General features: G+C 62.4%; 23 protein-coding genes. 15 read left to right on the plus strand and 8 right to left on the minus strand.

All coding sequences use genetic code 11. The features are described 5' to 3' along the window. The first annotated feature begins 40 nt into the window (after nt 1-40). The 6 genes from J6524_RS10880 to J6524_RS10905 all read left to right on the plus strand — a co-directional run bounded on the left by J6524_RS10880 (nt 41) and on the right by J6524_RS10905 (nt 6696). Entirely contained in the window at nt 41-1582 is a 1542-nt protein-coding gene (locus J6524_RS10880) for an acyl-CoA synthetase (RefSeq protein WP_225670351.1), read from the plus strand. Nucleotides 1583-1846: 264 nt separating this feature from the next. Then, nucleotides 1847-3016 (plus strand): alpha/beta fold hydrolase, encoded by a 1170-nt coding sequence (locus J6524_RS10885; protein ID WP_225670352.1) that lies wholly within the window; start codon nt 1847-1849, stop codon nt 3014-3016. Between the two features lie 54 nt (nt 3017-3070). Further along, entirely contained in the window at nt 3071-4042 is a 972-nt protein-coding gene (gene mbfA, locus J6524_RS10890) for an iron exporter MbfA (RefSeq protein WP_225670353.1), read from the plus strand. A gap of 151 nt (nt 4043-4193) precedes the next feature. Continuing rightward, nucleotides 4194-5666: an amidase gene (locus tag J6524_RS10895; RefSeq protein WP_225670354.1), complete on the plus strand. Its 1473-nt coding sequence runs from the start codon at nt 4194-4196 to the stop codon at nt 5664-5666. A gap of 76 nt (nt 5667-5742) precedes the next feature. After that, a complete protein-coding gene (locus J6524_RS10900) occupies nt 5743-6303 on the plus strand; it encodes a hypothetical protein (RefSeq protein ID WP_225670355.1) in 561 nt (186 codons plus the stop codon). 39 nt (nt 6304-6342) lie between these two features. Further along, nucleotides 6343-6696: a nuclear transport factor 2 family protein gene (locus tag J6524_RS10905; protein WP_225670356.1), complete on the plus strand. Its 354-nt coding sequence runs from the start codon at nt 6343-6345 to the stop codon at nt 6694-6696. 108 nt (nt 6697-6804) lie between these two features. Here J6524_RS10905 and J6524_RS10910 read toward each other — a convergent pair whose 3' ends face one another. Together J6524_RS10910 and J6524_RS10915 are read right to left on the minus strand one after the other, a co-directional pair. After that, nucleotides 6805-7893, minus strand: a complete 1089-nt coding sequence (locus J6524_RS10910; RefSeq protein WP_225670357.1) for a Zn-dependent alcohol dehydrogenase — start codon at nt 7891-7893, stop codon at nt 6805-6807. Nucleotides 7894-7943: 50 nt separating this feature from the next. Continuing rightward, a complete protein-coding gene (locus J6524_RS10915; RefSeq protein ID WP_225670358.1) occupies nt 7944-9725 on the minus strand; it encodes an acyl-CoA dehydrogenase family protein in 1782 nt (593 codons plus the stop codon). Nucleotides 9726-9885: 160 nt separating this feature from the next. On the opposite strand from J6524_RS10915, the gene J6524_RS10920 reads away from it, so the two are divergent. Further along, complete coding sequence (locus tag J6524_RS10920; RefSeq protein ID WP_225670359.1) at nt 9886-10587, plus strand: SDR family NAD(P)-dependent oxidoreductase; 702 nt, start codon at nt 9886-9888, stop codon at nt 10585-10587. 110 nt (nt 10588-10697) lie between these two features. Further along, the gene (locus J6524_RS10925; protein WP_225670360.1) at nt 10698-11528 is read left to right on the plus strand and encodes an enoyl-CoA hydratase; all 831 of its coding nucleotides are present in this window, start codon (nt 10698-10700) and stop codon (nt 11526-11528) included. A gap of 106 nt (nt 11529-11634) precedes the next feature. Here the strand turns inward: J6524_RS10925 and J6524_RS10930 are convergent, their stop codons facing one another. The 3 genes from J6524_RS10930 to J6524_RS10940 all read right to left on the minus strand — a co-directional run bounded on the left by J6524_RS10930 (nt 11635) and on the right by J6524_RS10940 (nt 13085). Further along, complete coding sequence (locus J6524_RS10930) at nt 11635-12036, minus strand: nuclear transport factor 2 family protein (RefSeq protein WP_225670361.1); 402 nt, start codon at nt 12034-12036, stop codon at nt 11635-11637. Nucleotides 12037-12177: 141 nt separating this feature from the next. Continuing rightward, nucleotides 12178-12810, minus strand: a complete 633-nt coding sequence (locus J6524_RS10935) for a GNAT family N-acetyltransferase (RefSeq protein WP_225670362.1) — start codon at nt 12808-12810, stop codon at nt 12178-12180. 71 nt (nt 12811-12881) lie between these two features. Continuing rightward, nucleotides 12882-13085, minus strand: coding sequence for a DUF1127 domain-containing protein (locus J6524_RS10940; protein WP_225670363.1), 204 nt, complete (start codon nt 13083-13085; stop codon nt 12882-12884). A gap of 114 nt (nt 13086-13199) precedes the next feature. Here J6524_RS10940 and J6524_RS10945 point away from each other — a divergent pair, with 114 nt between their 5' ends. The 7 genes from J6524_RS10945 to J6524_RS10975 all read left to right on the plus strand — a co-directional run bounded on the left by J6524_RS10945 (nt 13200) and on the right by J6524_RS10975 (nt 22857). Continuing rightward, nucleotides 13200-14099: a transcriptional regulator GcvA gene (locus tag J6524_RS10945; protein ID WP_225670364.1), complete on the plus strand. Its 900-nt coding sequence runs from the start codon at nt 13200-13202 to the stop codon at nt 14097-14099. Between the two features lie 196 nt (nt 14100-14295). Continuing rightward, a complete protein-coding gene (tcuA, locus tag J6524_RS10950) occupies nt 14296-15687 on the plus strand; it encodes an FAD-dependent tricarballylate dehydrogenase TcuA (protein ID WP_283843303.1) in 1392 nt (463 codons plus the stop codon). Nucleotides 15688-15746: 59 nt separating this feature from the next. Further along, a complete protein-coding gene (locus J6524_RS10955; protein ID WP_225670366.1) occupies nt 15747-16775 on the plus strand; it encodes an alpha/beta hydrolase in 1029 nt (342 codons plus the stop codon). 30 nt (nt 16776-16805) lie between these two features. Then, entirely contained in the window at nt 16806-17921 is a 1116-nt protein-coding gene (tcuB, locus tag J6524_RS10960; protein ID WP_225670367.1) for a tricarballylate utilization 4Fe-4S protein TcuB, read from the plus strand. 291 nt (nt 17922-18212) lie between these two features. Then, on the plus strand, nt 18213-19661 hold the full coding sequence (locus tag J6524_RS10965; protein WP_225670368.1) for an HlyD family secretion protein: 1449 nt from the start codon (nt 18213-18215) through the stop codon (nt 19659-19661). Next, on the plus strand, nt 19658-20881 hold the full coding sequence (locus J6524_RS10970; protein ID WP_225670369.1) for a glycoside hydrolase family 127 protein: 1224 nt from the start codon (nt 19658-19660) through the stop codon (nt 20879-20881). Before J6524_RS10965 ends, J6524_RS10970 begins: the two co-directional genes overlap by 4 nt. Beyond that, complete coding sequence (locus J6524_RS10975) at nt 20881-22857, plus strand: glycosyltransferase family 2 protein (protein WP_225670370.1); 1977 nt, start codon at nt 20881-20883, stop codon at nt 22855-22857. Before J6524_RS10970 ends, J6524_RS10975 begins: the two co-directional genes overlap by 1 nt. Before the next feature lie 49 nt (nt 22858-22906). Here the strand turns inward: J6524_RS10975 and J6524_RS10980 are convergent, their stop codons facing one another. From J6524_RS10980 to J6524_RS10990, 3 genes are all read right to left on the minus strand, one after another. Beyond that, nucleotides 22907-23497: a DedA family protein gene (locus tag J6524_RS10980; protein ID WP_225670371.1), complete on the minus strand. Its 591-nt coding sequence runs from the start codon at nt 23495-23497 to the stop codon at nt 22907-22909. Nucleotides 23498-23779: 282 nt separating this feature from the next. Continuing rightward, nucleotides 23780-25072 (minus strand): TRAP transporter large permease, encoded by a 1293-nt coding sequence (locus J6524_RS10985; protein WP_225670372.1) that lies wholly within the window; start codon nt 25070-25072, stop codon nt 23780-23782. A gap of 16 nt (nt 25073-25088) precedes the next feature. After that, nucleotides 25089-25583, minus strand: a complete 495-nt coding sequence (locus J6524_RS10990) for a TRAP transporter small permease (RefSeq protein ID WP_213287063.1) — start codon at nt 25581-25583, stop codon at nt 25089-25091. Nucleotide 25584 lies beyond the last annotated feature (1 nt).

The raw sequence follows: 25584 nt of genomic DNA on the forward strand, positions 1-25584 counted from the left end.
CGCAGGGACGACAAAATAATAATCACCCGAGGAAACGTTTGTGACCCATCCGTCGATTCACGCCCGCACCACACCGAACAAGATCGCCTACCAGATGGCCGGCACCGGCAAGGCGATCACCTATCGCGAGCTCGATGAACTCTCGAACCAGGGCGCGCATCTATTCCGCTCGCTCGGGCTGAAGGCCGGTGACCACATTGCGCTCCTGATGGAGAATCGCCTCGCCTTCATGGAGATCTGCTGGGCGGCGCAGCGCAGCGGGCTTTATTACACCGCCATCAGCCGCTACCTCACCGAGGAAGAGATCGCCTACATCGTCAAGGATTGCGGCGCCAAAGTCTTCATCACCACGCCGCAATGCGCCGACAAGGTCAAAGGCCTGATAAAGGGCGAACCCGGAGAGCCGCTGTTCTTCATGGTCGACGAGCCGGCGCCCGGCTTCCGCTCCTGGGACAAGGAAGCGATCGCGATGCCGGTGACGCCGATTGCGGATGAAGTGGCCGGCTACGACATGCTCTATTCCTCCGGCACTACCGGCCGGCCCAAGGGCATCAAGAAGGAGTTCGAGGGCAAGGCGATCGACGTGCCGAACCCGCTTTTGAAAATTCTCTGCGCCGACATGTGCGGCATGTCATCCGACAGCATCTATCTCTCGCCGGCGCCGCTCTATCACGCAGCGCCCCTGCGCTTTAACATGATGGCGATCACGCTCGGCGGCACCTCCATCATCATGGAGCATTTCGACGCCGAGGAGTTCTTGAGACTGGTCGAGAAACACAAGGTCACGCAGTCGCAGCTGGTGCCGACCATGTTCGTGCGCATGCTGAAGCTGCCGGACGAGGTGCGCGCGCGTTATGACGTCTCATCGCTGAAGGGCGCCATCCACGCCGCGGCGCTCTGTCCCATCGACGTCAAAGCCAAGATGATCGAGTGGTGGGGGCCGATCCTGATCGAATATTACGCCGGCTCCGAGGGCAACGGCGTCACGGTATCGACTTCGCAGCAATGGCTCACCCATCGCGGCACAGTCGGCCGCGCGGTCGTCGGCAAGGTGAAGATCCTCGACGAGAATGACGAGGAGCGGCCGACCGGCGAGATCGGCACGGTCTATTTCGCCGACGCGCCGGCTTTCACTTATCACAACGACCCCGAGAAGACGAAGAAGGCCTACAACGCCAGGGGCTGGTCGACCCTCGGCGACGTCGGCTACCTCGACGACGAAGGCTATCTCTATCTCACCGACCGCAAGAGCTACATGATCATCTCCGGCGGCGTGAACATCTACCCGCAGGAGACCGAGGACGTCCTGATCACCCACCCCGCCGTCTCCGACGTCGCGGTGTTTGGCGTGCCGAACGAAGAGATGGGCGAGGAGGTGAAGGCGGTGGTGCAGCCGCACGACATGTCCAAGGCCGGCAAGGAGCTGGAAGCCGAACTGATCGCGTTCTGCCGCAAGCATCTGTCGCCGATCAAATGCCCGAAGAGCATCGACTTCGAGGCCGAATTGCCGCGCACGCCGACGGGGAAACTGGTGAAGCGTCATCTGCGCGACCGGTATTGGCCGAAGGCGGCGAAGGCGTAGCTGTATCACCCTCCCCTGGAGGGCCCTGGAGGGGAGGGTCGGCTCACAGCGAGCGAAGCGAGATGTGAGGCGGGGTGGGGTGATCTCTCAACACGGGCAGCGCCCGAAAGACCGTCACCCCACCTCCAGGGGAGGATAAGTAACGGCGCGTCGCGAACGATGATCCGTCATTGCCGGGACTTGTCCCGGGCATCCACGTCTTTACAGTCTCGCAGAAGAAAGACGTGGATGGCCGGCATAACGCGGCCGTGACGAGGTAGTACCATGCCCAGCCTCCCCGAGATCCCGCTTCCCTCTTCCATCCGCTCCCGCTATGTCGACGGCATCAACGGGCTACGCATGCATGTGCTCGAAGCCGGCTTCGAGACGCGTGGCCGGCCCTGCGTGGTGCTGCTGCACGGCTTTCCCGAACTTGCCTATTCCTGGCGCAAGGTGATGCCGATTCTTGCGGAGGCCGGCTATCATGTGATCGCGCCGGACCAGCGCGGCTATGGCCGCACCACCGGATGGGACCCGGATTACGATGGCGATCTCGCTTCCTTCCGTATCCCCAACCTGGTGCGCGATGTGCTGGGGCTGGTGTCGGCGTTCGGCTATCGCAGCGTTGACGCCGTCATCGGGCATGATTTCGGCTCGCCGGTCGCGGCCTGGTGCGCTCTGATCCGCCCCGACGTGTTTCGCTCGGTCGTCATGATGAGCGCGCCGTTCGGCGGGCCGCCCTCGCTGCCGTTCAACACTGTCGATGGCCCGGCCACATCAGCCGCAGAAGATCCCATCCACCGCGATCTCGCAGCGCTGCCGCGGCCGCGCAAGCATTACCAGTGGTACTACTCGACGCGCGAGGCGAATAACGACATGCATCGCGCCCCGCAGGGCGTGCACGATTTTCTGCGCGCCTACTATCACCACAAGAGCGCTGACTGGAAAGACAACAAGCCCTATCCATTGAAATCCTGGACCGCCGACGAAATCGCCAAGCTGCCGACCTATTATGTGATGGACCTCGCCAAGGATATGGCCGCTACGGTTGCCGAGGAAATGCCCTCGCCCGCCGAGATCGCCGCCAACAAATGGCTGCCGGACAGCGAGCTTGCCTTCTACAGCGCCGAGTATGAGCGCAACGGATTCCAGGGCGGCCTGCAATGGTATCGCTGCGGCACCTCGGCGGCATTCGTGCCGGAGCTGCAGTTATGGTCCGGCCGCACCATTGACGTTCCCTCCGCCTTCATCTCGGGCAAGCAGGACTGGGGCACCTATCAGCGGCCCGGCGTCTACGAGATGATGCAGAAGAAGGCCTGCACCAACATGGTCGGCTGCCACCTCGTCGATGGCGCCGGCCACTGGGTGCAACAGGAGCAGCCTAACGAGGTGAGTTGGTTGCTGGTGAATTTCCTGCGAGGGACGAAGGCGAGGCAGGACGCCGCCAACAATTGACCGTGGCACGCGCCAAGATTAGAATAATTCTAAATTAAGAAAAAGGCGCATGCCGTGAAGAATTTCGCCGATCTGACCGAGCGGGAAGTGCTGGCCGTTGCGATCTCCTCCGAGGAGGAGGATAGCCGCATCTACATGACCTTCGCGGAAGATCTCGCCAAGCGCTACCCAGACTCGGCCAAGGTGTTCGAGGAGATGGCCGAGGAGGAACGCGGCCACCGTCACCGCCTGCTTGAACTCTATGAAAATCGCTTCGGTCCGCATCTGCCGCCGATCCGCCGCGAGGACGTCAAGGGGTTCTTGCGACGCCGGCCGATCTGGCTGACCAAGAACCTACCGCTCGACACCATCCGAAAAGAGGTCGAGACGATGGAACTCGAGGCCGAGCGTTTCTACGCCAAGGCCAGCGAGAAGGCCGAGGATGTTGGCGTGCGCCGCCTGCTTGGCGATCTCGCCGAGGAGGAGAAGCACCACGAGCGGCTCGCGGTCAAACTGACCGGCGAAATCCTCAAGCCCGACGTCCGCGAGGAAGAGGACAAGACGCGGCGGCGTATGTTCGTGCTGCAATATGTGCAGCCGGGACTCGCCGGATTGATGGACGGCTCGGTCTCGACGCTGGCGCCACTGTTTGCGGCAGCCTTTGCCACGCATCAGAACTGGCAGACCTTTCTGGTCGGGATGGCCGCCTCGATCGGCGCCGGCATCAGCATGGGCTTTGCCGAAGCCTTGTCCGACGATGGCTCGCTGACCGGGCGCGGCTCTCCATGGCTGCGCGGCTTGACCTGCGGATTAATGACGACGCTCGGCGGCATCGGCCATACCCTGCCCTATCTCGTTCCCGACTCCTGGCCGAACGCATTCTGGATCGCAACCGCGATCGCTTGCATCATCGTGTTCTTCGAACTCTGGGCGATTGCCTTCATCCGCGCGCGCTACATGGACACGCCGTTCCTGCACGCCGTGTTTCAGATCGTGCTCGGCGGCGCCATCGTGCTCGCGGTCGGGATATTGATCGGCGCGTCTTAGCGGTGAGCCGTGAAGCACGCTTAGCGCAAGTCGCTTATCTCTGATTATGACTGACTGAGAGCTCACCGCTGTACAGCTATTGCTCTTGCCGCACGCGCCCAAACTGAGCATCATCCGCGCCGCATTCGAAGAACAGCGCGGGGAGTATGCCTTGGCCAAATCGCAATGGAGCTTCAAGACCGCCGTCGAGTTGTCATCTGCGCTCGCTGACAGGAAAGTCTCGGCGGTCGAACTCGCCGAGGACGCCATCGGCCGCATCGAACGACACGATGCCAAGATCAATGCGATCTGCGTTCGCGATTTCGAACGCGCCCTCGCCGCCGCCCGCGTCGCCGAGGCCGAACTTGCGCGCGGCGTGACGAAGCCGCTGCTCGGCATTCCCCTGACAGTGAAGGAATCCTACAATATCGCGGGACTGCCGACGACCTGGGGCATCCCGGCGCAGAAGGATTTCACGCCGACGGAAGACGCATTGTCGATCTCGCGCGTCAAGGACGCCGGCGGCGTCATCCTCGGCAAGACCAATGTGCCGCTCGGGCTCGGCGACTGGCAGAGCTATAACGAGATCTACGGCACCACAAACAACCCCTATGATCTCGGCCGCACGCCGGGTGGCTCGTCCGGCGGCTCCTCGGCCGCGCTCGCCGCCGGTTATGGCCCGCTATCGCTTGGCTCCGATATCGGCGGCTCGCTGCGCGTGCCCGCCTTTCACTGCGGCATCTATGCGCACAAGCCGACCTTTGCGCTGGTCCCGGGACGCGGTCACACGCCGCCGCCGTTCCAGCCGCTGCTGATCGATCGCGATCTTGCCGTGATCGGCCCGATGGCCCGCAGCGCTGCCGATCTCTCGCTGCTGCTGGACGTCATCGCCGGCCCCGACCCGCTCGAGGCCGGCAAGGGCTACAAGCTCGCGCTGCCGCCGCCGCGCCACGGCGCGCTGAGGGATTTTCGCGTGTTGGTGGTCGATACCGATCCGGTGATGCCGACCGACGAGGTAGTACGCGGCACCATCCACAAACTCGCGACTAATCTCGAAAAAGCCGGCGTCAACATCGATCGCAACAGCCCGCTGCTGCCGAACTTTGCGGAGACCTCTCGCCTCTACATGCGGATGCTGATGTCGTTCCTCGCGGCCTCGTTCCCGCCGGAAGCATATACCGGCGCACAGGCTGCCGCTGCCGCGCTGCCGCCCAGCGATGTAAGCCTAGCCGCCGAACGCCTGCGCGGCATTGCGATCAGCCACCGCAACTGGCTGATGGACGACATCTCCCGCGCGCATCTGCGCGCACGGTGGCGCGAACTGTTCAAGACATACGATGCCGTGATCTGCCCGATCATGCCGACGCCGGCCTATCCGCACGATCATTCCGACGATCAGGAAAAGCGGCGCATCAAAATCGACGGCAAGGATCACATTTATCCCGACCAGCTTGCCTGGCCCGGCATCGCCACCCTGCCCGGCCTGCCCTCCACCGCGCTCCCGACCGGCTTTTCGCCGGACGGACTGCCGGTCGGCGTGCAGATCGTCGGCCCATGGCTGGAGGACCGCACGCCGCTAAAACTGGCGGAGCTGATCGAGCGCGAATTCGGCGGCTTCAAGCCGCCGCCGATGTTTGACGATTAGAGATCCCTCGTGCCGGGGAGTTGCGCGCAAGCGCGCCTCCTCGCCGGGAGGGTGAAGCGGTACGGTTGAAAGCGCCATGCGGACTTTCATTCGAAGCGTCATCGCCGTCGTTGCCGGCTTCCTGCTGATGTGGCCGCTTGGCTATGCCTATGCCGCGCTCGGCTGGCCAACATTCCACTTGTGGGGGCTGATGCATGGCACGTCTGTCGCGGCCTGGCCTACCCTGTCGATCCTGGCATTCCTCGCACTCGGGTGTCTGCCGCTTTTCCGGCGCATCGACGACACGGCGCTTCTGATCGCGGGCCTTGTTTGGGGTCTGTTGCTGGCCAGCGGTTTCAACATTCGCCACGCTCTCGGCTTTGAGATCGCCTATGGCCTGCTCAGCGCCACGGCCGTTGTCGTTGCAGTACTATGCATCTTTGCCAAACACCGGCTCCGTTTGGCGCTATTCGTGATATCGCCGGTTGTTTTCCTGAACCTGGACTTTCTGCTGGCGCCACCGGCGCTTGAACAATTCCTGCCTCGAGCCATCTCTGATCTCAAGGTACTCTTGCCGCCCATCGCCTTCTCGCTCGCGGGTTACATACTCGGCTCGCTCGCCCGCGTCGTGATCAAACGCTCGCCGAGAACAGCGTGATAGCCGCTCTGCATTGACGAACAAGAACCGGAGGAAATCATGAATAGCGACCTCGCCGAACTGACAGAGCTCAACCGCGACTATGTCGCGTCCGTGCAGAATTCCGATGTCAAGCGCTTTGACGAAATCCTCGCAGCCGATTTTTACTGCTCCAATCCCGACAAGTCGCTGGTCGATCGCACCGCGTTTCTGCAACAGACCGCAAAGCCGGTCGCGATCAAGAACCTGCGCGCGGAAGACGTGAAGATCCGTATCTTCGGCGACTTCGCCATCATCCACGCGGCGACGAGCTACACCACGCCGGATGGGCAACAGGCGCATGGTCGCTATACCGATTGCTGGGCGAAGCAGAATGGAAAATGGCTTGCGGTGTCAGCGCATGTGACGCGCTGACGAAAGCTGTCATTGCCGGGCTTAACCCGGCCATCCATCCACTTTGAGAAAAGGCTTCTTGTAAAGATCGATGGATGCCCGGGTCAAGCCCGGGCATGACGATAGCCGTTAACTATCAAACACAATCACGCTGCGCAGCGTCTTGCCGGCTTTCATGTTGGCAAAGCCCTCGTTGATCTCGGAGAGCTTCAGCTTGGCCGAGATCCAATCCTCCAGATGCAGCTTGCCGCGCATGTAGAATTCGACGAGGCGGGGCATGTCGACGCGGAAATGGTTGGAGCCCATCGACGAGCCCTGGATCTTGCGCTCGCGCAGGAAATCGAAGCCATGCAGCTCGATCTTCTGGCCGAACGGGATCATGCCGACGATGGTCGCGGTGCCGCCGGGCGCCAGCATGCCGAAAGCCTGCTCCGCGGTTTCCTTGCGGCCCAGCACCTCGAAGGAATGATGCACGCCGCCGCCGGTGAGCTCGCGCACCTGCTGCACGACGTCGCCTTTGGCGGGATCGACGATGTCGGTGGCCCCTAACTTGGTCGCAAGCTGCAGTTTGACCGGGTTGGTGTCGATCGCGATGATGCGGCCGGCGCCGGCAATCGCAGCGCCATTGATCGCGGCCATGCCGACGCCGCCGCAGCCGATCACCGCCACCGTCTCGCCGGCCTGAACCTTGGCCGTGTTCACCACCGCGCCATAGCCGGTGATGACGCCGCAGCCGATCAGCGCCGCGAGCTCCAGCGGCATGTCCTTGCGGATCTTGACGATGGCGTTCTCGTGCACGAGCATCTGCTCGGCAAAAGACGAGAGATTGAGGAACTGGTGCAGCTTTTCCTCACGCGCCCAGGACAGGCGGTTGGACTGACCGGGCAGCATCTTCACCGTCGTATCGGTACACAGTACTGTGCGGCCGGTGGTGCAGTTATCGCAGGTGCCGCAGAACACGGACAGGCAGGTCACAACGTGATCGCCGGGCTTTACATAGGTGACGTCGGAGCCGACTTTCTCGACCACGCCGGCCGATTCATGCCCGAGCACGGCCGGCAGCGGATGCGGATAGAGGCCCTCCATGAAGTGCAGGTCAGAATGACAGAGCCCGGCGACGCGGGTGCGGATCAGGACTTCGCGCGGGCCGGGATTCGGCACGCTGACCTCCTCGATCACCAGCGGCTTGTTGACTTCATGTAGAACGGCGGCCTTCATCGGTGTTTCCCCTTTTTGCTCTGTTCTTATGATTTGAACTGACGGCCAGCCTACGCTGCGGTGAGCAATTCGCCAACCTCGGCCATGCCGACGCTGCGATCACTGAGCAGATGGTCGGTGATCGCGCGCTGGGTGGCATTTTCCGCAAGCCGGAACGGATCGCCCGCCGCGACGCGGTGGTCGATCACCATGCGCGAGAGCAACAGCCTTCTTGCGTCGCCGCGCATCTCGTGAATGCGGCCGCCCTCCCAGGCCAGCGCCACCGCGCTGGCGACATGATAGAGCAGGCTGGTGGCGCGCCGCGCATCGCCTTCATTGTCGCTACGGCTGGCCACTTCGCGCGCGAAGCCGACGGCGCGGTCGGTCAATTCGCGCAAGGTGTTGCGCCAGGCCTGCGGCACGTTGGCGCTATCGTCGAGCCGGGCGTGCAGATCGGCGGCGAGCGCCGCATCGGCGCCGTGACGGCCCACCGCGCGCGTCAACGCATCGATCGCGACGATGTTGCCGGTGCCTTCCCAGATCGAGCCGAGATGGGCGTCGCGCAGCAGACGCGCGGTGGCGAATTCCTCGATGTAGCCGATGCCGCCGCGCATCTCCAAGGCATCACCGCAGACCTTGCGGGCATCTCGCGTCGCGCGAAATTTCAGGGTCGGGGTCAGAATGCGTAGCAGCGCCGCCGCATCCTGGCTGCCGGCCTCGGCGCGATCAAGCGCGTCGGCGGTAAGGAAGCTCATCGACAGCGCCTGCTCGGTCGGCAACATGATCTTCATCAGTTGCCGCCGCGCCAGCGGCAGGTCGATGATCCTCCGGCCGAACACTACGCGGTTCTTCGCCACGGTCATCGCGTCATGATGCGCGCGCCGCATCAGCGCGGTGGACTTGACGCCGTTGGAGAGCCGCGAGGAGTTCACCATCTCCGCCATCTGCACGAAGCCCCGGTCGAGCTTGCCGACGGCGTAGGCGATCGCGCCTTCGAACTTGATCTCGCCTGACGCCATCGAACGGGTGCCCAGCTTGTCCTTCAGGCGAACGATCCGGTAGTGGTTCTGCGAGCCGTCGTCGAGATAACGCGGCATCAGGAACAGGCCGACGCCGCGCGTGCCCGGTCCCGCGCCTTCCGGCCGCGCCAGCAGCATCACGACTTTGGCGTCGGCATTGGAGCAGAACCACTTCTCGCCATAGAGCCGCCAGTGATCGCCCTCCTGCACGGCCTTTGTCGTGAGCGTGCCGACGTCGGAGCCGCCCTCCTTTTCGGTCATGAACTGGCCGCCTTGCGTCAGCTTGCTCATGTCGGTCTGCGTCAGGCCGTCGAGATATTTCGCCTTGAGTGCCTCGCTGCCGAAACTGTTGAGCAGCTTTGCGCAGCCGTCGGTGACGTTGATCGGACAGCCCATGCCGAACTCGGTCTGATTGAACAGGAACGTAAAGGCGTGCTTGGCCACGACGGGATATTTGTCCGGCCAGCCCATGATGCCTTTGCGGATCGACATTGCGTGGATGCCGAACTCGCCGAACGCAGCTTTCTCGAGCTCGCGATAGGCCGGGTGATATTCGATATACTGCGTATCGCGGCCGAACTTGTCGCGCTGATGCAGGATCGGCGTGTGGCGGTCGGCGAGCCGTGCGCATTCGTCGAGATAGCCGCCGGCCAATTCGCCGAGGCGGTCGAGATGCGGCTCGATATGTCGAAACAGCGCATCAGGCAGATGCAGCCGAAGCAGATCGGTCAGTGCCGGATCGGCCCGGTAGAAATTCATGCCCGTCGTGTCTGGCGCGAGCAAGCCTGGCTGGTTTGCCGACGCCGTCGCGCGGTCATGCATGAGTGGATGCATTTTTTGCCCTTGTTCGTTTCGCCCGATATTGGTCAACTACCGATAGCGCAGGCGCTTGAGCCGTCAACAAGCATAATTGGAAGGCCAGCCCATGGCGGACGATTGCCAGGCCGAATTGGGTTCCTAGATACCTAAGTCCCACCATCCGAGGACCGCGCCCATGGAATTGCCAAAATACAGGATTGCCCTGATCGTCGGTGTCGGCGAGGGGTTGAGTGCATCGCTGGCGCGGCTGTTCGCGCGCGAAGGCATCAAGGTCGCGCTCGCCGCGCGCAAGATCGAAAAGCTCGGAGCGCTCTGCGCCGAGACAGGGGCCCGCGCCTTTGCCTGCAACGCCACCGAGGCCGAGGAAGTCGAGCGTCTGTTCGGCATGGTCGAGCGCGAGATCGGCACGCCCGACCTCGTTGTCTATAACGCCAGCGCCCGCGCGCGCGGCGCGTTCGTCGATCTGGTGCCAGCCGAAGTCGCCAATTCGATCGCCGTCTCGGCCTTCGGCGGCTTCCTGGTGGCGCAGCAGGCGGCGCAGCGGATGCTGCCGAACAAGCATGGCGCGATCCTGTTCACCGGCGCCTCCGCCAGCGTCAAGGGCTATGCGCAGTCGGCGCCGTTTGCGATGGGCAAGTTCGCGCTGCGGGGCCTGGCCCAGAGCATGGCGCGCGAATTGTCGCCGCAGGGCATTCATGTCGCGCATTTCGTTATCGATGGGGGCATCCGGAGCACCACACGCACCGAACCCGACGACCGTCCAGACTCGATGCTCGACCCTGATGCAGTCGCGCTCAGCTACTGGAACGTGCTGCAGCAGCCGCGCAGCGCCTGGACGTGGGAAATCGAGTTGCGTCCTTGGGTGGAGAAGTTTTGAGCAGCCAATGCCGTCATTCCTTGGCGCGAAGCGAACCCGGAATCTCGAAATTCCGGGTCTGGTGCTGACGCACCATCCCGGAATGACGCCTAGAAAATAAGGGGGAAACCATGACCACCGAGACCAAGATCGACACCGGCACCGATGAACTGCTCTGCGTGATCCGCGACCGCGTCGCCATCATCACACTGAATCGCCCGGAGGCGCGCAACGCGTTCTCGGATACGCTGACGCCGGCGCTGCGCAGCATGATCAAGGCGTGCGGCGAGAACCCTGATGTCGGCGCGCTGCTGCTGACCGGGGCGGGCACCGCGTTCTGTGCCGGCGGCAACGTCAAGGGCATGGGCGCGCATCGCGACAAGAAGAAGCTCGAAATGTCCCATGAGGAGAAGGTTGCCGATCTGCAGGAGCGGCAGCGCCTCCTGACCGGCGCGCTGGTCTCAGTACGCAAGCCCACGATCGCCGCCCTGCCCGGTCCCGCGGTTGGCGCGGGCCTCGCGCTCGCGCTGGCCTGCGATATCCGCATCGCAGCGCAATCGGCGTTCGTCGCCACTGGCTATGTCCGTGTGGGGCTCTCGGGCGACTACGGCATCGCCTGGCTGTTGACGCGGCTGGTCGGCACGTCACGGGCGCGCGAACTGATGTTTACCGGCGACAAGGTCGATGCCACCAGATGCGAGACGCTTGGTCTCGTTAACCGCGTGGTGCCTGATGAGAAGCTGCAGGCCGAGGCCTTCGCGCTTGCCAAATCCATGGCCGAAGGGCCCTCGTTGGCGCTCCGCTACATCAAGGATAATCTCGACGAAGCGCTGCAATTCGATTTCGCGACTGCGCGCGACCACGAGGCCGAGCGTCTCGTGCGCCTGACCACGACAGCCGACCACAAGGAGGCGGTGCAGGCTTTCGTCGATAAGCGCAAGCCGGTGTTCAGGGGAAGTTGAGGACGCCTTGTAGCCCGGATGAGCGAAGCGATATCCGGGGAATTCTCGCCGCGGTGGGATTGATCCCGGGTGTCGCTTCGCTCATCCGGGCTACGAGCGTGCGAGCTTAGATCGGATTCTCAGTGAACAGTCGCGCCACCATCACCGAGTCGAGATACGCGCGCACTCGCACAATCACGTCGTCCTTGAAATAGCAGATCCAGCAATAATGATTGTCGAAACGAAAGCCGTTCTTCGCGGTGGCCTCCGAATGCAGCTCAACGATCGCCACATCGCCGGCCACGATCAGATCGTCGACGTGCAACTGCGCGCCATCGGGCAGCATCTTGCCAAGCTTGGCGAAGGTGCCCGCGATGAAATCGGCTTTTGACTTGTAGTGGCCGGCGAGCGGGTGCGTGCCCATTACGGTCCAGTCGACGTCATCGGCGACATGGGCAAAGAAGCCTGCGCCGTCGCCCCGCTCGAGGCCGGCAAATATCTTCCGCACGAATCCGGCATCGACTGCCATGACCGGCCCGCCCCTGGACGCGCAAGCGCGATGGCTCACGCCTTTGCTGCGGAGGCTAGACCGCGTCCGAGGCTTTATCAATCGGCTGGAGGCCTAAAGAAAATAGCCCGGTTCTGGTGCGGCCGGAACCGGGCTCAGTTGTCAAACCGCAAGCGAGGACATTGCGCTGGGAGAGACGGCGGCAAGCCGCCAACTGGCGCATGGGATTTCCTGCGGTCCGACGTGGACCTTGTCCTGAATTGCTTTCTGGAAGCGCGTCAGCCTCCAGTCGCCTGGCGTATTAGTGATGGCGTAGCCAGCCTTCCGGGCGAGCGCGATCATCGCGTCATTGGAGCGCAGCGTATCGCCGAACAGGCGCTCGGCACCGAACGAGGCCGCGCGGCATTCGACATTCTTGAGCAGCGCCTTGCCGATGCCCTGGCCCTGCCAGCGGTCGTCGATCGAGAGACCTAATTCAATCGAGGCGGTGTCGACGTCAAAGGCATAGCGCGCTTCGCCGACGATGGTCTCGCGGCCATCGACCAGCATGGTCGCAACCACGCTGAAGCGATCGGCTTCGCCGACATGGATGAAACGGTCGAGTTCGGACTGCGGCAGTTCGCTGGTGGCGCCGAGGAAGCGGTTGTAGCGGGAGCGCGTTGAGAGCGAGCGGAAATAATTCTGCAGTGCCTCGGCATCGCGCGGCTCGACGAAGCGCACGGTCACGGCCTCGCCGTGCCGGGAGCGCAGCACGTCGGAATATTGCCTGAGATCGTCGAAACGGAACCTGGTCATCGCGCGTTCCCGTTGTCCTCAAAAAATTGGCCGGCGCCCCTCGAACGAGGCGACGCCGGCGTGGCTGCTACTTAGGCCCGCCAGAACGGTTTTTCGGTCTCGTAGGCGATGTCGCTCCAGGACAGGCCGATATCGTGCAGCTCCCGCTCGGACCAGCTCGCCAGTTCCTTGCGGGCCTGGTAGCGCTGCCGCCACACGTAAAGGGTGTCAGCCAACTGGCTGAAAAGCCCCGGTTCATGATGATTTATCATCGATTCATGGGTGTAAGTGGACATTTTCGGCTCCTGCAGCTAATCTGTTGCCGCTAATATCTGCCTCCAAAGAGCATTCTACAAACGACACTTTGTACCGTTTCGGATGAAATAAACTCATGTATCGGGGATCGCGGAATGACCGCCAGGCTGCCGTCGCTGAATGGATTGCGGGCGTTCGAGGCTGCGGCCCGGCATTTGAGCTTCACGCAGGCGGCCTCCGAACTGAACGTCACGCAGACCGCGATCAGCCACCAAATCAAGCGGCTGGAGGAAGAGCTCGGCGTTCAGCTGTTCATCCGTCAGAACCGCTCACTGACGCTGACGGCGGAAGCGCAGGACTACCTTCCCGGCATCCGCGCCGCCTTCAACGATCTGCGCCTTGCGACCGACCGCCTGCTGCGCAGGGACGACGACCATGTACTGACGGTTTCGACGCTCGCCTCGCTTGCCGCCAAATGGCTGCTGCCGCGGCTCACCACGTTCCAGGAGGCCCATCCCGGAATCGATGTGCGCATCACCACCTCGACCAGCCTGGTCGATTTCCAGCGCGACAAGGTCGACGCCGGCATCCGTTACGGCCGCGGCCAATGGCCGGGCGTTCGCGCCGACTGGCTGATGGCGGACGAATTGTTTCCGGTATGCAGCCCTGCTTTGCTGAACGGCAGCAAGCCGCTGAAATGCCCCGAGGACCTCAAGAACCACGTGCTGCTGCACACCAGTAATGCCAATAGCGACGACTGGCGGCTGTGGCTGACGGCCGCCGGCCTGCCGGCCGATCTTTCCAAGCAGCCGGGCGTCACGTTCGACATGATCTTCATGACCGTGCAGGCGGCGATCGACGGCGTTGGCGTCGCGATGGGCCGCACGGCATATGTGGAGGAGGACATCGCGAAGGGGCGGCTGGTCGTTCCGTTCAAGATCGCCTTCCCTGTTGATGCCGGTTTCTATCTCGTCTCGCCTGCTGGCCGAGCCGATCCGCCAAAGCTTGCCGCGTTCCGGCAATGGCTGCTCGCCTCCGTGCAGAACCATCCCTGAGCTTCAGGATATTCCGCAACGCGCGTGGCATGCGACATCGTCGCATGCAGCCGCGCAGATGACGCATGCGATCGCACGAGATGCGTGACGCGGCTTTTGCATCAGGCTAGACATTCGCTGGGGCGGATGGATTTGCCTGGCCGAGTGCCGGTTGGATTTTTGAGGCCAACAACGACAACAAGAGCGCATGGCCGGTTTGAATCAGAAGTTCGATGTGCTGGTGATTGGCGGCGGCAACGCCGCTCTGTGCGCCGCGATCAGCGCGCGACACGCCGGCGCATCCGTGCTGGTGCTGGAGGGCGCGCCGAAATTCTATCGCGGCGGCAATACCCGCCACACCCGCAACATGCGCTGCGCGCACGATGCGGCGACTGACATTCTCACCGGGCCCTACACCGAAGAGGAGTTCTGGGACGATCTGCTCCGCCTGACCGGCGGGCAGACCGATGAGGAACTCGCAAAATTCATGATCCGGGAATCCAAGGACATCCTGAACTGGATCGTCGAACAGGGTGTGCGCTGGCAGCCTTCGCTCGGCGGCACGCTGAGCCTGGGGCGCACCAATTCGTTCTTCCTGGGCGGCGGAAGGGCGATGCTGAACGCGCTCTATCTCACCGCGGAAAAGCTCGGTGTGGAGATCGTCTACGACGCAGAAGTCGTCGATCTCCAGATCGAGGACGGCATGTTCCTGTCCGCGAAGCTGAAGCAGCCGATCGAAGGCGTCAGCGAAGTACGCGCCTCGACGCTGGTTGCGGCAGCCGGCGGATTTGAAGCCAACATCGAATGGCTCAAGGAATATTGGGGCGAGGCTGCCGACAACTTCCTGATCCGCGGCACACCCTATAACCGCGGCTCGATCCTGAAAATGTTGCTCGACAAGGGCGTGCAGGATATCGGCGATCCCACGCAGTGCCATGCGGTCGCGATCGACGCCCGCGCGCCGAAATTCGACGGAGGCATCATCACACGGCATGACTCAGTCGTGTTCGGCATTGTCGTCAACAAGCATGCGCAGCGCTTCTACGACGAAGGCGAGGACATCTGGCCGAAGCGCTATGCGATCTGGGGTCGCCTGGTGGCGGCGCAGCCGGACCAGATCGCCTACATCATTTTCGATTCGACTGTCGTCACCAGCTTCATGCCGACGCTGTTTCCGCCGATTGCGGGCGCAACGCTTGCAGAACTCGCCGGCAAGCTCGGCCTCGAGCCGGCCGCGCTGGAAAAAACCGTGGCCGATTTCAACGCCGCGGTTCGGCCCGGCACCTTCGATCACACCATCCTCGATGATTGCCGCACCGAAGGCATCACGCCGCCGAAGACACATTGGGCACGCAGGATCGAGACGCCGCCCTACCTCGCCTATCCGGTGCGGCCCGGCATCACCTTCACCTATCTCGGCACCCGCGTGAACAAGCAGGCGCGGATGGTGATGAAGGACGGCAAGCCTTCCGCCAATATGTTCGCGGCCGGCGAGATCATGGCGGGCAATGTGCTCGGCAAAGGGTATGCGGCCGGTATCGGCATGACCATTGGCAGCGTGTTCGGACGCGTCGCAGGACGGGAAGCTGCGAAGAATGCGAGGAATTGACTGGTAACCTCGCCCCGCCTTCGGGAAGAGGGAAATAACGACGACGGGAGGATTTGTCGATGCGCGTAGTGATTGCTTCTGCTGTTGCAGTCCTGATGTCAGCAACACTGGCGAATGCCGCCGAGCCGATCGCTCTACGCGACATGGGCTCGTTCCACGTCGGCGGGCGGCTGGTTGAAATTTCCGGCAAGCCGGTCAAGGAGGTGACCTTCACGCCCGGCGGCGTGCCCGCAAAAGTCGATCCCAACGGCACCTATCAGGTCGAGCAGATGTACGTGCAGTATTTTCTGCCCGTGAACGAGAAAGGCGCCTATCCGCTCCTGATGTGGCATGGCGGCGGGCTGACCGGCGTCACCTATGAGACGACGCCGGACGGCCGCGAAGGCTGGCTGAACTATTTTCTGCGCAAGGGCTGGGCCGTCTACAATTCTGATGCGGTCGAGCGCGGCCGCGCCGGATGGGCACAATACCCTGATATCTTCAAGAGCGAGCCGGTGTTTCTCACAACAGCCAATCCGTTCGAGCGGTTTCGAATCGGCGACGGCGCCGGCTCCTACAATCCGGACCCGGCGAAGCGAAAGCTTTTGCCCGGCAATCAGTTTCCCAACGAGGGCTATGAGAATTTCGTCAAGCAGAACGTGCCGCGCTGGACCACCACCGATGATGCCATCATCGCCGCCTATATCGCCGAGATCGACCGCGTGGGTCCTTCCATCATCCTGTTCCACAGCCAGGCCGGCAGTTTTGGCTTCAAGGTGGCGCAGGCCCGGCCGGACAAGGTCAAGGCGCTGATCGCGGTCGAGCCGGCGGGTGTCGGCGATCCCGCCAAGGTCGACGCGCTGAAGAACATCCCGACCCTGATCATCTATGGCGACTATATCGAGAAGGATTCGCGCTGGCCAAAGATCCGCGCCAACGGCCTTGCCTTCGCAGACGCCATCAAGGCCGCGGGCGGCAGCGTCGATGTCGTCGACCTGCCGCAGGCCGGTATCAAGGGCAATTCGCACATGATCATGATGGACAAGAACAATGCCGAGGTTGCGGGCCTGATCCAGAAGTGGCTGGAGAGCAAGGGGCTGACGAAGTGATCGGGATCGCGTAAGCGCAGGAAGCAACGGATGCACGGAACGCGAATCCTCAACGAAGCAGACCGCCTGATGACGGTCTGCAACTCCTGCCGCTATTGCGAGGGGCTGTGCGCGGTCTTTCCGGCGATGGAGATGCGCCGCGCGTTCTCCGATGGGGACCTCAACTACCTCGCCAATCTCTGCCACGCCTGCGGCGCCTGCTACACTGATTGTCAGTTCTCGCCGCCGCATGAGTTTAACGTCAATGTGCCGAAGACGCTGGCGATCGTGCGCGCCGAATCCTGGGCGGCCTATGTCTGGCCCCGCGCTTTCGCAGGCGCATTTACGCGCAACGGCCTCGTCATCAGCCTTGTCGCAGCGCTCAGTGTTGCCGCATTCATTTTCGGCTTCGCGGCGCTGAATGACCGACAGGTGCTGTTCGGCGTCCATACCGGGCCGGGCGCGTTCTACAAATTGATGCCGCACAACGCGATGGCGGCGCTGTTCGGCGCGGCATTTCTCTATGCAATTCTGGCGCTGGTGATGGGCGTACGCGCGTTCTGGCGCGATATCGGCGAGCCCGTCGGCATGAAGACCGATATCGGTGCGCTGTTCCGGGCGATCCGCGATGCCTGCGAGCTACGCTATCTCGACGGCGGCGGCGTCGGCTGCTTCAACGAGGATGATCGCCCGACTGACCGTCGCAGGCTCTATCACCATTTCACCTTCTACGGCTTTGCGCTGTGCTTCGCTTCCACCTGCGTCGCCACGCTCTATCATTATCTCTTGGCGCGGCAGGCGCCCTATCCGTGGTGGGATCTGCCGGTGATACTGGGCACGATCGGCGGCATTGGCCTCTTGATCGGGCCGATCGGCCTGCTGGCCGAACGATGGAAGCGCGACACCGTTCTGGTCGATGAGGCGCGCTACGGCATGGATGTCGCGTTCATTGTCATGCTGTTCCTCACCAGCCTGACCGGCATGGCGCTTTTGATCCTGCGCGAGACGGCGGCGATGGGTCCGCTGCTCGCGCTGCATCTCGGCGTGGTGTTCTCGCTGTTCGTCACCATGCCCTATGGCAAGTTCGTGCACGGGATCTACCGCTTCACTGCGCTGGTGCGCTACGCGATGGAGCGCAAGACGATGGCGCAGGGGGCATGCGAATAGCGTGCTTCGGCATCGCGGACGAAGCGAAGCCATCCGTGTGGTCACGCATGGAAAGATCTCCATGATGATGTTGAGCCTGATCTTTGTTGATGATGTCTTGAATGTGATCGCGCGCAACGCAAGTTGATCGACTGGTTCCAGCCGAAAAATTCTGCAGCTTTTTCCCAAAATGACTTGAACCAAACGAGCGCCGCACTGTTTGCAGTGCAAGTCGCAAAGGCAGCCGGAGACGGAACCGGAGCCGATCCAGAGGAAGCGCTTTTTCGGGCGCCACCAACCGAGAGAGAGCTGATGAACAATCCATCCTCCGGCCGGCGACATCCGGCAATCCTGAGAGTTTCTGCCATCGGCGTGGCCGGGTTGTTGTCTGCGCTGATGGTGACGGCGGTGGTGCCGCCGATCGTCGCCGATCAATCCGATCGCGCTGTCGTCAATGCGCCGGTGACGCTGCTGACCGCGCCGATCGGCGGCGAAATCGACGCACTGACGGCGCTTCCCGGCAGCGACGTCCGTGACGGCGACAGGCTGGCGCAGATCAGCAATCCAAGAGTCGACCGCGGCACGCTCATCACGCTGGAAGAAAAATCATCCGACGCACGCCAGAAGCTCGACGCGGCGCGGGCAAAGGGCGATTCCGACCGCGCCTATGTCGCTTCCCTCGACGCCGAGCTCGCCAGCCAGACCCAGCAACTCAAGATCCAATTCCAGTCGCAGATCGAGGAGCTGCGCGCCCGCGTCGCGCAATCCAACGCCCAGAGCGGCGAAAAGAAAGCCTTGGTGGACCGGCAAAGCAACATGGTGACCCGCAATGCCGCAAGCATGGACATGCTCAGGCCGACCACGCAGCAATTTAGCGCGGCGCTACATAATGCGGACGCGGAAAGCGCCAAGCTGAACCAGAAAATCGCGCAATTAGACGCCTTGAGCAAGGGCATCTATGTCGGAGACGAACTGGTTGCGCTGAACAACCTGGCGCAGAAGCGCAGGGACATCAACCTCGACGCCACGCGCATGGAAATCGAGGAGAAGCAGCAATCTGCCGTCCTTGCCGACCTGGAGCGCCTGATCGAAACCGAACAGAAGAGATTGGCGAACCTTGCAGAAGCCGACGTCCTTTCCCGCGGCCCCGGCAAAGTGCTGACCATCGGCGCAGCAATGGGACGTCATGTCAACGCCGGCGACACAATCAGCTCGATCGTCGATTGCAACAACCCCTTCGTGGTCGCCATCTTCTCCTATCGGCAGGGCCAGAACATGATGCCCGGCACCCGTGTCCGCATCGACGGCAGTTCGTTCCGGACCGGCATCGTCAGCGCGGTGTTGCCGAAGACCAGCGACAAGGTCGACGAGCGGTTTGCGGTGCCCTTTCCACAAACCGAACGGCGCGAGCTCTATGCGATCATAACTCCGGATGGGGTGAACGAGCCTGGCGCGCCGGTGCAGGAAGCGAAGACTTCGGAAACCTCGGCCTGCCCGATCGGGCAATGGGTAACCGTCACGCGCGACAATGGTATCGTGCCTTCGATGTCGGTCACTTGGCGCCGGCTCGGCAATCTCGTGGCGTCCTGGAGTCATGACGATGGTGATAAAACCGAGACCGCGCAGGATCATCCGGTTGACGCGGAAACCCACCGCGCCGGCATAGCGCGGCTGCAGGATGCTTCTCGTTCCCCGGCGCTGCAGGCAGTACAGCCCGACCAAAACTGGTCGTCCCGAACCCGCGCGCCGGTATCGCGATGAAGCGAGCGCTCGCGATGGTGTTGTGTGCCACTGTCCTGGGGTCGTCGCCCGCTGCGAGCGGGCAGGCTGAGAACGCCGGCCCGTTTTGCGCCGGGCTGAACAAGGCGGTGGCGCCGCTTGTCAGAGACGCCGACGCGGTCTTCATCCGCAGCTATGAACCCGGTACGGATGAAGTGAACCTGCCGTCGGGCATCGCCACGACCGCATTCGTCTACGACAACGCGCTCGCCGTCATCGCGCTAATCGCCTGCGGCAACCTGCCGGTCGCAAAACCGATCGGCAACGCCTTGAGCCAGGCGGCGCGCAACGACCGCAGTTTCAATGACGGCCGTGTCCGCAACGCCTATCGCGCCGGTCCGGTGGGCAAGGGTGCTCCCAACCTGCCGGGATGGTGGGATGACCGCGCCAAAATCTGGGCGGAGGATTCGGCGCAGGATGGCACCGCGACGGGAAACGTCGCATGGGCGGCATTGGCATTGCTGACGCTGCATCAGGCGACGCACGATCCGCAATATCTCGCCGACGCCAAGCGCCTGCTCGATTGGATCATCGCCACGACGGCCTGCGGCGACGGCTTCTGCGGCGGCTTTCATGGCTTCGATCCGCAACAGGTCAGGCTCACGTGGATGTCGACCGAGCACAATGCCGACGTCCACGCCGCCGCGAACTGGCTGTTTCGCCTGAGCGGCGAATCGAGATACGCGGATGCGGCCGCGCAGGCCCGGCGGCTCATCGATCGCGCCTTTCGCCGGGATCACTTCCTGCTCGGCACCAAACCCGACGGCAGTCTTGCGGATGAAGGTCTTTTCGCACTTGACGTTCAGCTTTGGCCCTGGATGGCCGCGCCCGATGGGCCCGCGGCGTGGCGAAGCGCACTCGGATTTGCGCAAACGCATCTGGCGGTCGACGGCGGGTTCGACTTCAACAGCGACCGGGATGGTGTGTGGGTCGAGGGGACGGCGCAGGCTGCATTGGCCTATCGCATCACCGGCGATGCGATGCAGAGCAGCCGTCTGCTAACGAGCTTGAAGGCCGACCAGACGCGCTCCGGTCTGCTCAACGCCTCTCGGCGTGCACGGCTGACGACGGGGTTATCGATCGATCCCACCGGCACAGTGCCCGACTTTTTCTACTACCGCCGCCCTCACCTCGGCGCGACGGCGTGGGCCGCGCTGGCCGAAACCGGCTGGAATCCCTTCACCGGGAAAAGGATGCGCTGATGTTCCCGAGCGCCAGCGATGACCTGTCGATCCTGACCATCGATATCGGAATTCTCATCGGACTTCTGGTCATGACCCGCCTGCTGGACCCGCTACGCGCCTGGGATCGCGTCCTGTTCGGCGCAACGGCTTCGGTCTTTCTGATTCTCTATGCGCTCTGGCGGTGGAACGATACGCTGCCGCCGTTCGCGCTGTCGGCCCAAAGCCTGTGGCCACGGCTGTTCATCGCGTTCGAGTTGCTTGCCATTCTGTACACGCTGATGTCGATCGTGATCCTGTTCCGGAGCACTGATCGCACCGCGCAGGCCGATGCGGCACAACGCGATCTATCCGCCAAGGCGGGCTATCCTGCCGTCGATATCTTCATCTGCACCTATGATGAGCCGCTCGAGATCCTGGAGCGGTCGATCCTGAGCGCGCTGGCGCTCGATTATCCCAATGCGACGGTCTGGGTGCTCGACGACACAAGGCGCGACTGGTTGCGCGACTATTGTGCGCGCGTCGGCGCGAAGCATCTGGTTCGGCCGGACAACAAAGGCGCCAAGGCCGGCAACCTCAACAACGGGCTTGCCGCGACCGCGCGCGAGACCAACGCACCGGTCATTCTGGTGCTTGACGCTGACTTTGCGCCACGGCGGGATTTTTTGAGACGCACGGTCGGCCTGCTGCTGTCCGATCCGGAAGTAGCGATCGTGCAGACGCCGCAGTTCTATTACAACGCTGATCCGATCCAGCATAATCTGCTGGCCGAGAAGAGCTGGGTCGACGACCAGCGCTTCTTTTTCGACATCTTTCAGCCGGCCAAGGACGGCTGGGGCTGCGCGTTTTGTGTCGGCACTTCCTTTGTGGTGCGCCGCGACCGGCTCGACGAAGTCGGCGGCTTTCCGCAGGAAGCGATTTCGGAAGACATCAATCTCACCTACACCATGCTGGCGCACGGCTACCGTACCTGGTGGCTGAACGAACCGCTCAGCTTCGGGCTTTCGGCCGAAGGCATCCCCGAATATATCACCCAGCGCGCACGGTGGTGCCTCGGCACCCTACAGGTCGCCCTGCTCCGCAACGGCCCGCTGTTCGGAGGTGGCTTCAGCTTCACCCAGCGCTGGCACTATTTTCACGGGGTGCTGAACTGGCTTTGCAAACCATTCATGGTGCTGCTGCTGGTCGCGCCGACGATTTACTGGTTCGGCGGCCTGCCCGCCTTCGAAGCCGATTACCACACCTTCCTGCGCTACGGCGTGCCAGCGCTGCTCGGACAGGTCGTCTACATGGGCTGGATCTCGCGGGCGCGGACGCTGCCGCTATTCATGGAGGCCACCCACGCTGTCACCTGCTTTGCGGTGACCGCGACGCTCCTAAGCGCCATCGCCAAGCCGTTCGGCCGGCCGTTCAAGATCACTGACAAAGGCGGCGACCGCTCGATGCCCCGCGCGCATTGGAGGCTCGCCGCGATCTTTGGCCTGATCACCTTAAGCTCAGCCGCCAGTATCGTCTGGGCGTTCGTCTCGCCCGATGCAGCCAGCGAGATTTCCTCGCTGGACTTCTTCAATTTGCTTTGGGCCGGCATCGCAATGCTGATCGCCTTCGTCGCCTTTCTCGTCTGCTTCGAGCTGCCCCGTCCTGGTGACATGTTCGAAACGGATGAGCCCGCCTGGCTTTCAGGCGAAGGCAAAATCTTGTCATGCCGCCTACTTGCGGTGTCGCCGAGCTCGGTGCGCTTTTCGGGTCCGGCCGGCAACGCCCTCGAGCTTGCCGGATGGCGGTATCAAATCCACCTGGAGGGGCTGGGATGGACCGATATTTCCATGGTCTCGCGATCCTGCCAGACAGTGCTGGCGCGCCTTGAACCTACCCCCGAACAATATCGGCAGCTGGTGGTCCGGCTTTTCAGCACATCTCACGGCAACATCGCCAATGAAGCCAGCCTGCGCGGTGCGCTGGCCGGATTGCTGCGACGAGGATTCCTCGGCGCCTGAGGCGGTATGCATGCCCCATCGACATCAGTACAGGCGAGCGCACCTTGCTTCAGTACCGCTCTGCGATCTGATCAAGCTTCCTGCTGAGCAACCAGGACAGGCCGAGGAACGCGACCAACATCACGATACCCAGGCCCGAAGAGGCATTGTTGATCGACTTCTCCGAGAACTGACCGAAGGCATAGCCGGCCGAGACAACGGCGCCGGACCAAAGACCTGCCGCAACGAAGTTGAGCGCAAGGAAGGTCGACCAGGGCAGCCGCGATATTCCGTAGGCAAACCCCGCGATCCCGCGAATACCGTGCGGGAAGCGATGAAACAGGATCATCCAGACATAGTGGCGCTCTGTCAGCCGGACTGCGGTCTGGACGGGGCGCTCAAACCGCGGGAAACGATCCAGCAGGCGGAGGCCGTAACGCCGCCCGATCCAGAAGCGAATGACGTCGCCGGCGAAACTGCCGAACCAGCAGACCACGATGAGCGTTCCAAGACCCAGCGCACCCGCGTGCGCCGCGTAGCCCGCAAAGAGCGCAAGCAGCAGGCTATGCGAGGCCGCATAGGCAAACATCAGGCTGTAGGCCAGATCGCCGTGCTGGCGGATGAGCTCGAGGAATGAGGTCAGATCGGTCGGAAACAGCAATGTAGGCCCGCCCAGTTCCTTAAGATATTCCCGAGATGAGCGGGTTCGGTCGGAACGCTATCACTCCGCGGAAGCATGGGGAAGCCAATAGGCGCGCCCGCAAGCGCCAGCTTTGCACGCCGAGCGTGTTTGCAAGGGAGGCGATCCGTAAGACGGGTTAGGACGCGTACCCGCTGATCGTGCTTGATCGGTGCGGCTTGATCGATGTCCATTCCCCGACAGCGACCAATTCCGCAGCCGGCGAAATGACGCGATGTGCCAGGAGCGACCGTCCGCTCGATCTCATCGCAAATCGGCACCGAAGATCATATCAGGGACAAGCAAGACCACTGAGGGGACAAAGATCAGTATCAAGGTCACCACGGTGACGGCGATCAAGAACGGCGTCGAGTCCCGGGTGTACTCGCTGATAGGACAACGCAGCACCTGGCAGGCGACGAACATGGCGGCGCCGACGGGCGGCGTGTAGTTTCCGATCGTCGCAGCAATAATGAACACGAGCCCGAAATGTACCGGATCAATGCCGTAATTCGTCACCAGCGGAAGGAAGATGGGCGTCAGCATGATGATGAGCACCGAGCCCTCCATGAAGGTGCCAGCGATCAGGATGAAGAGCACGATGAGCACCATTACAACGTGCGCGTTTTCCGTCACACCCAGCATCCAATCCGAAATCACCTCGGGTATTCGCTCAAACACGATGCCGTAACCAAAGATCGCCGAGAGCGCGAGCAGGAACATCACGGCCCCGACATCGACCAGGCCGCCCTCGATGGCTTCACGGAAACTCGCGAACGTCAGCATCCGGTAAGCGAAGAACCCCACCGCCACCGCATAGATGACCGCGAAGGCTCCAATCTCCGATGGCGTGAAGACGCCGTAGCGCAATCCCGCCAACAGCATGATGGGAAACAGGATTGCCCAGATGCCACCCCACGACGCCAGCAGGATTTCACGCCCGGTCGCCCGCGTCTCGCGTTCCGGCCCGTAGCCGCGGCGGCGGGCGGTGATGGCGATCGCAATGGCGAGAGCTGCCCACAGCATGAGGCCCGGAATAATACCGGCGGCAAACAGCCGTCCGATCGAGACCTGGCCGACTGTGCCATACAGTATGAAACCAATCCCGGGGGGAATGATTGGCGCCAGCAGAGAACCGTACGAAATCACGCCGGCCGCGTAGCCGCGGGCATAGCCGCGCTTGAGCATCTGCAAACCGATGATGCGGGCATTCATGGCGGCGTCCGCAATCGAGGATCCCGTCACCCCGCTCATCAGCGTTGAGAGTGCAATAGAGGTCTGCGCCAGACTGCCGTGCATTCTTCCTGTCAGTACCGTGGCCAGCTTGAGCAGGTTGGTCGTGATGCCGGAGTTGTTGAGAAAATTGCCGGCGAGGATAAACAGCGGAACCGCAAGCAGCGCGAAATTCTGCGTCTCGGTTACCGTTACCTGTATCGGGATTGTTGCCGGCAGTTCCGGATGCTGGATGAAGAAAAGCGCGCCGGCAATTCCAATCGCGAAGGCAACTGGCATTCCGATCAGCATCAGTACCGTGAACGCAATGATTACGATCAGCATGGCTATGCGCGTCGGATCATATGACGTCGACGGCGCGATATTCGGCGCGCTCGCCCCGGAATTCTCCGCGGACCTTGAGCGCGGTTGTCACGATCAGCAGCGCCGCGCCGACCGGCAAGCTCATTGTGACCCAGGAGTAGCTGACTTCCGGAATGCCCTGGAAGCTGCGTACCCGACTGATCCACGATAAATAGGCGCCCATCACGAGTAGGTAAACCAGAAACGCGGTGATCAATGCGTAGTTCACCATACGGAGGGTCGTCTGGAGCTTGTCCGGCAGGCGACTGGCGAAAACTTCGATGGCCATCATGCTATTCTTCCGCCAGGCAATATCGGCGCACAGAAAGCAGGCCCAGGCGAACAGGGCGGTCGAAACATCCGTCGACCAGTTGATCGGATGGCCCAGCATCCGCATAACGCCGCCAAGAAAAATAAGGATTACCATCACGATGAGAAACACGGAGGCGATCCATGCCTCGGCGGCGCATACACGCTGGTAGATTTTCTGCATT

It is taken from the genome of Bradyrhizobium hereditatis (assembly GCF_020329435.1).
GTDB classification, from domain to species: Bacteria; Pseudomonadota; Alphaproteobacteria; order Rhizobiales; family Xanthobacteraceae; genus Bradyrhizobium; species Bradyrhizobium hereditatis.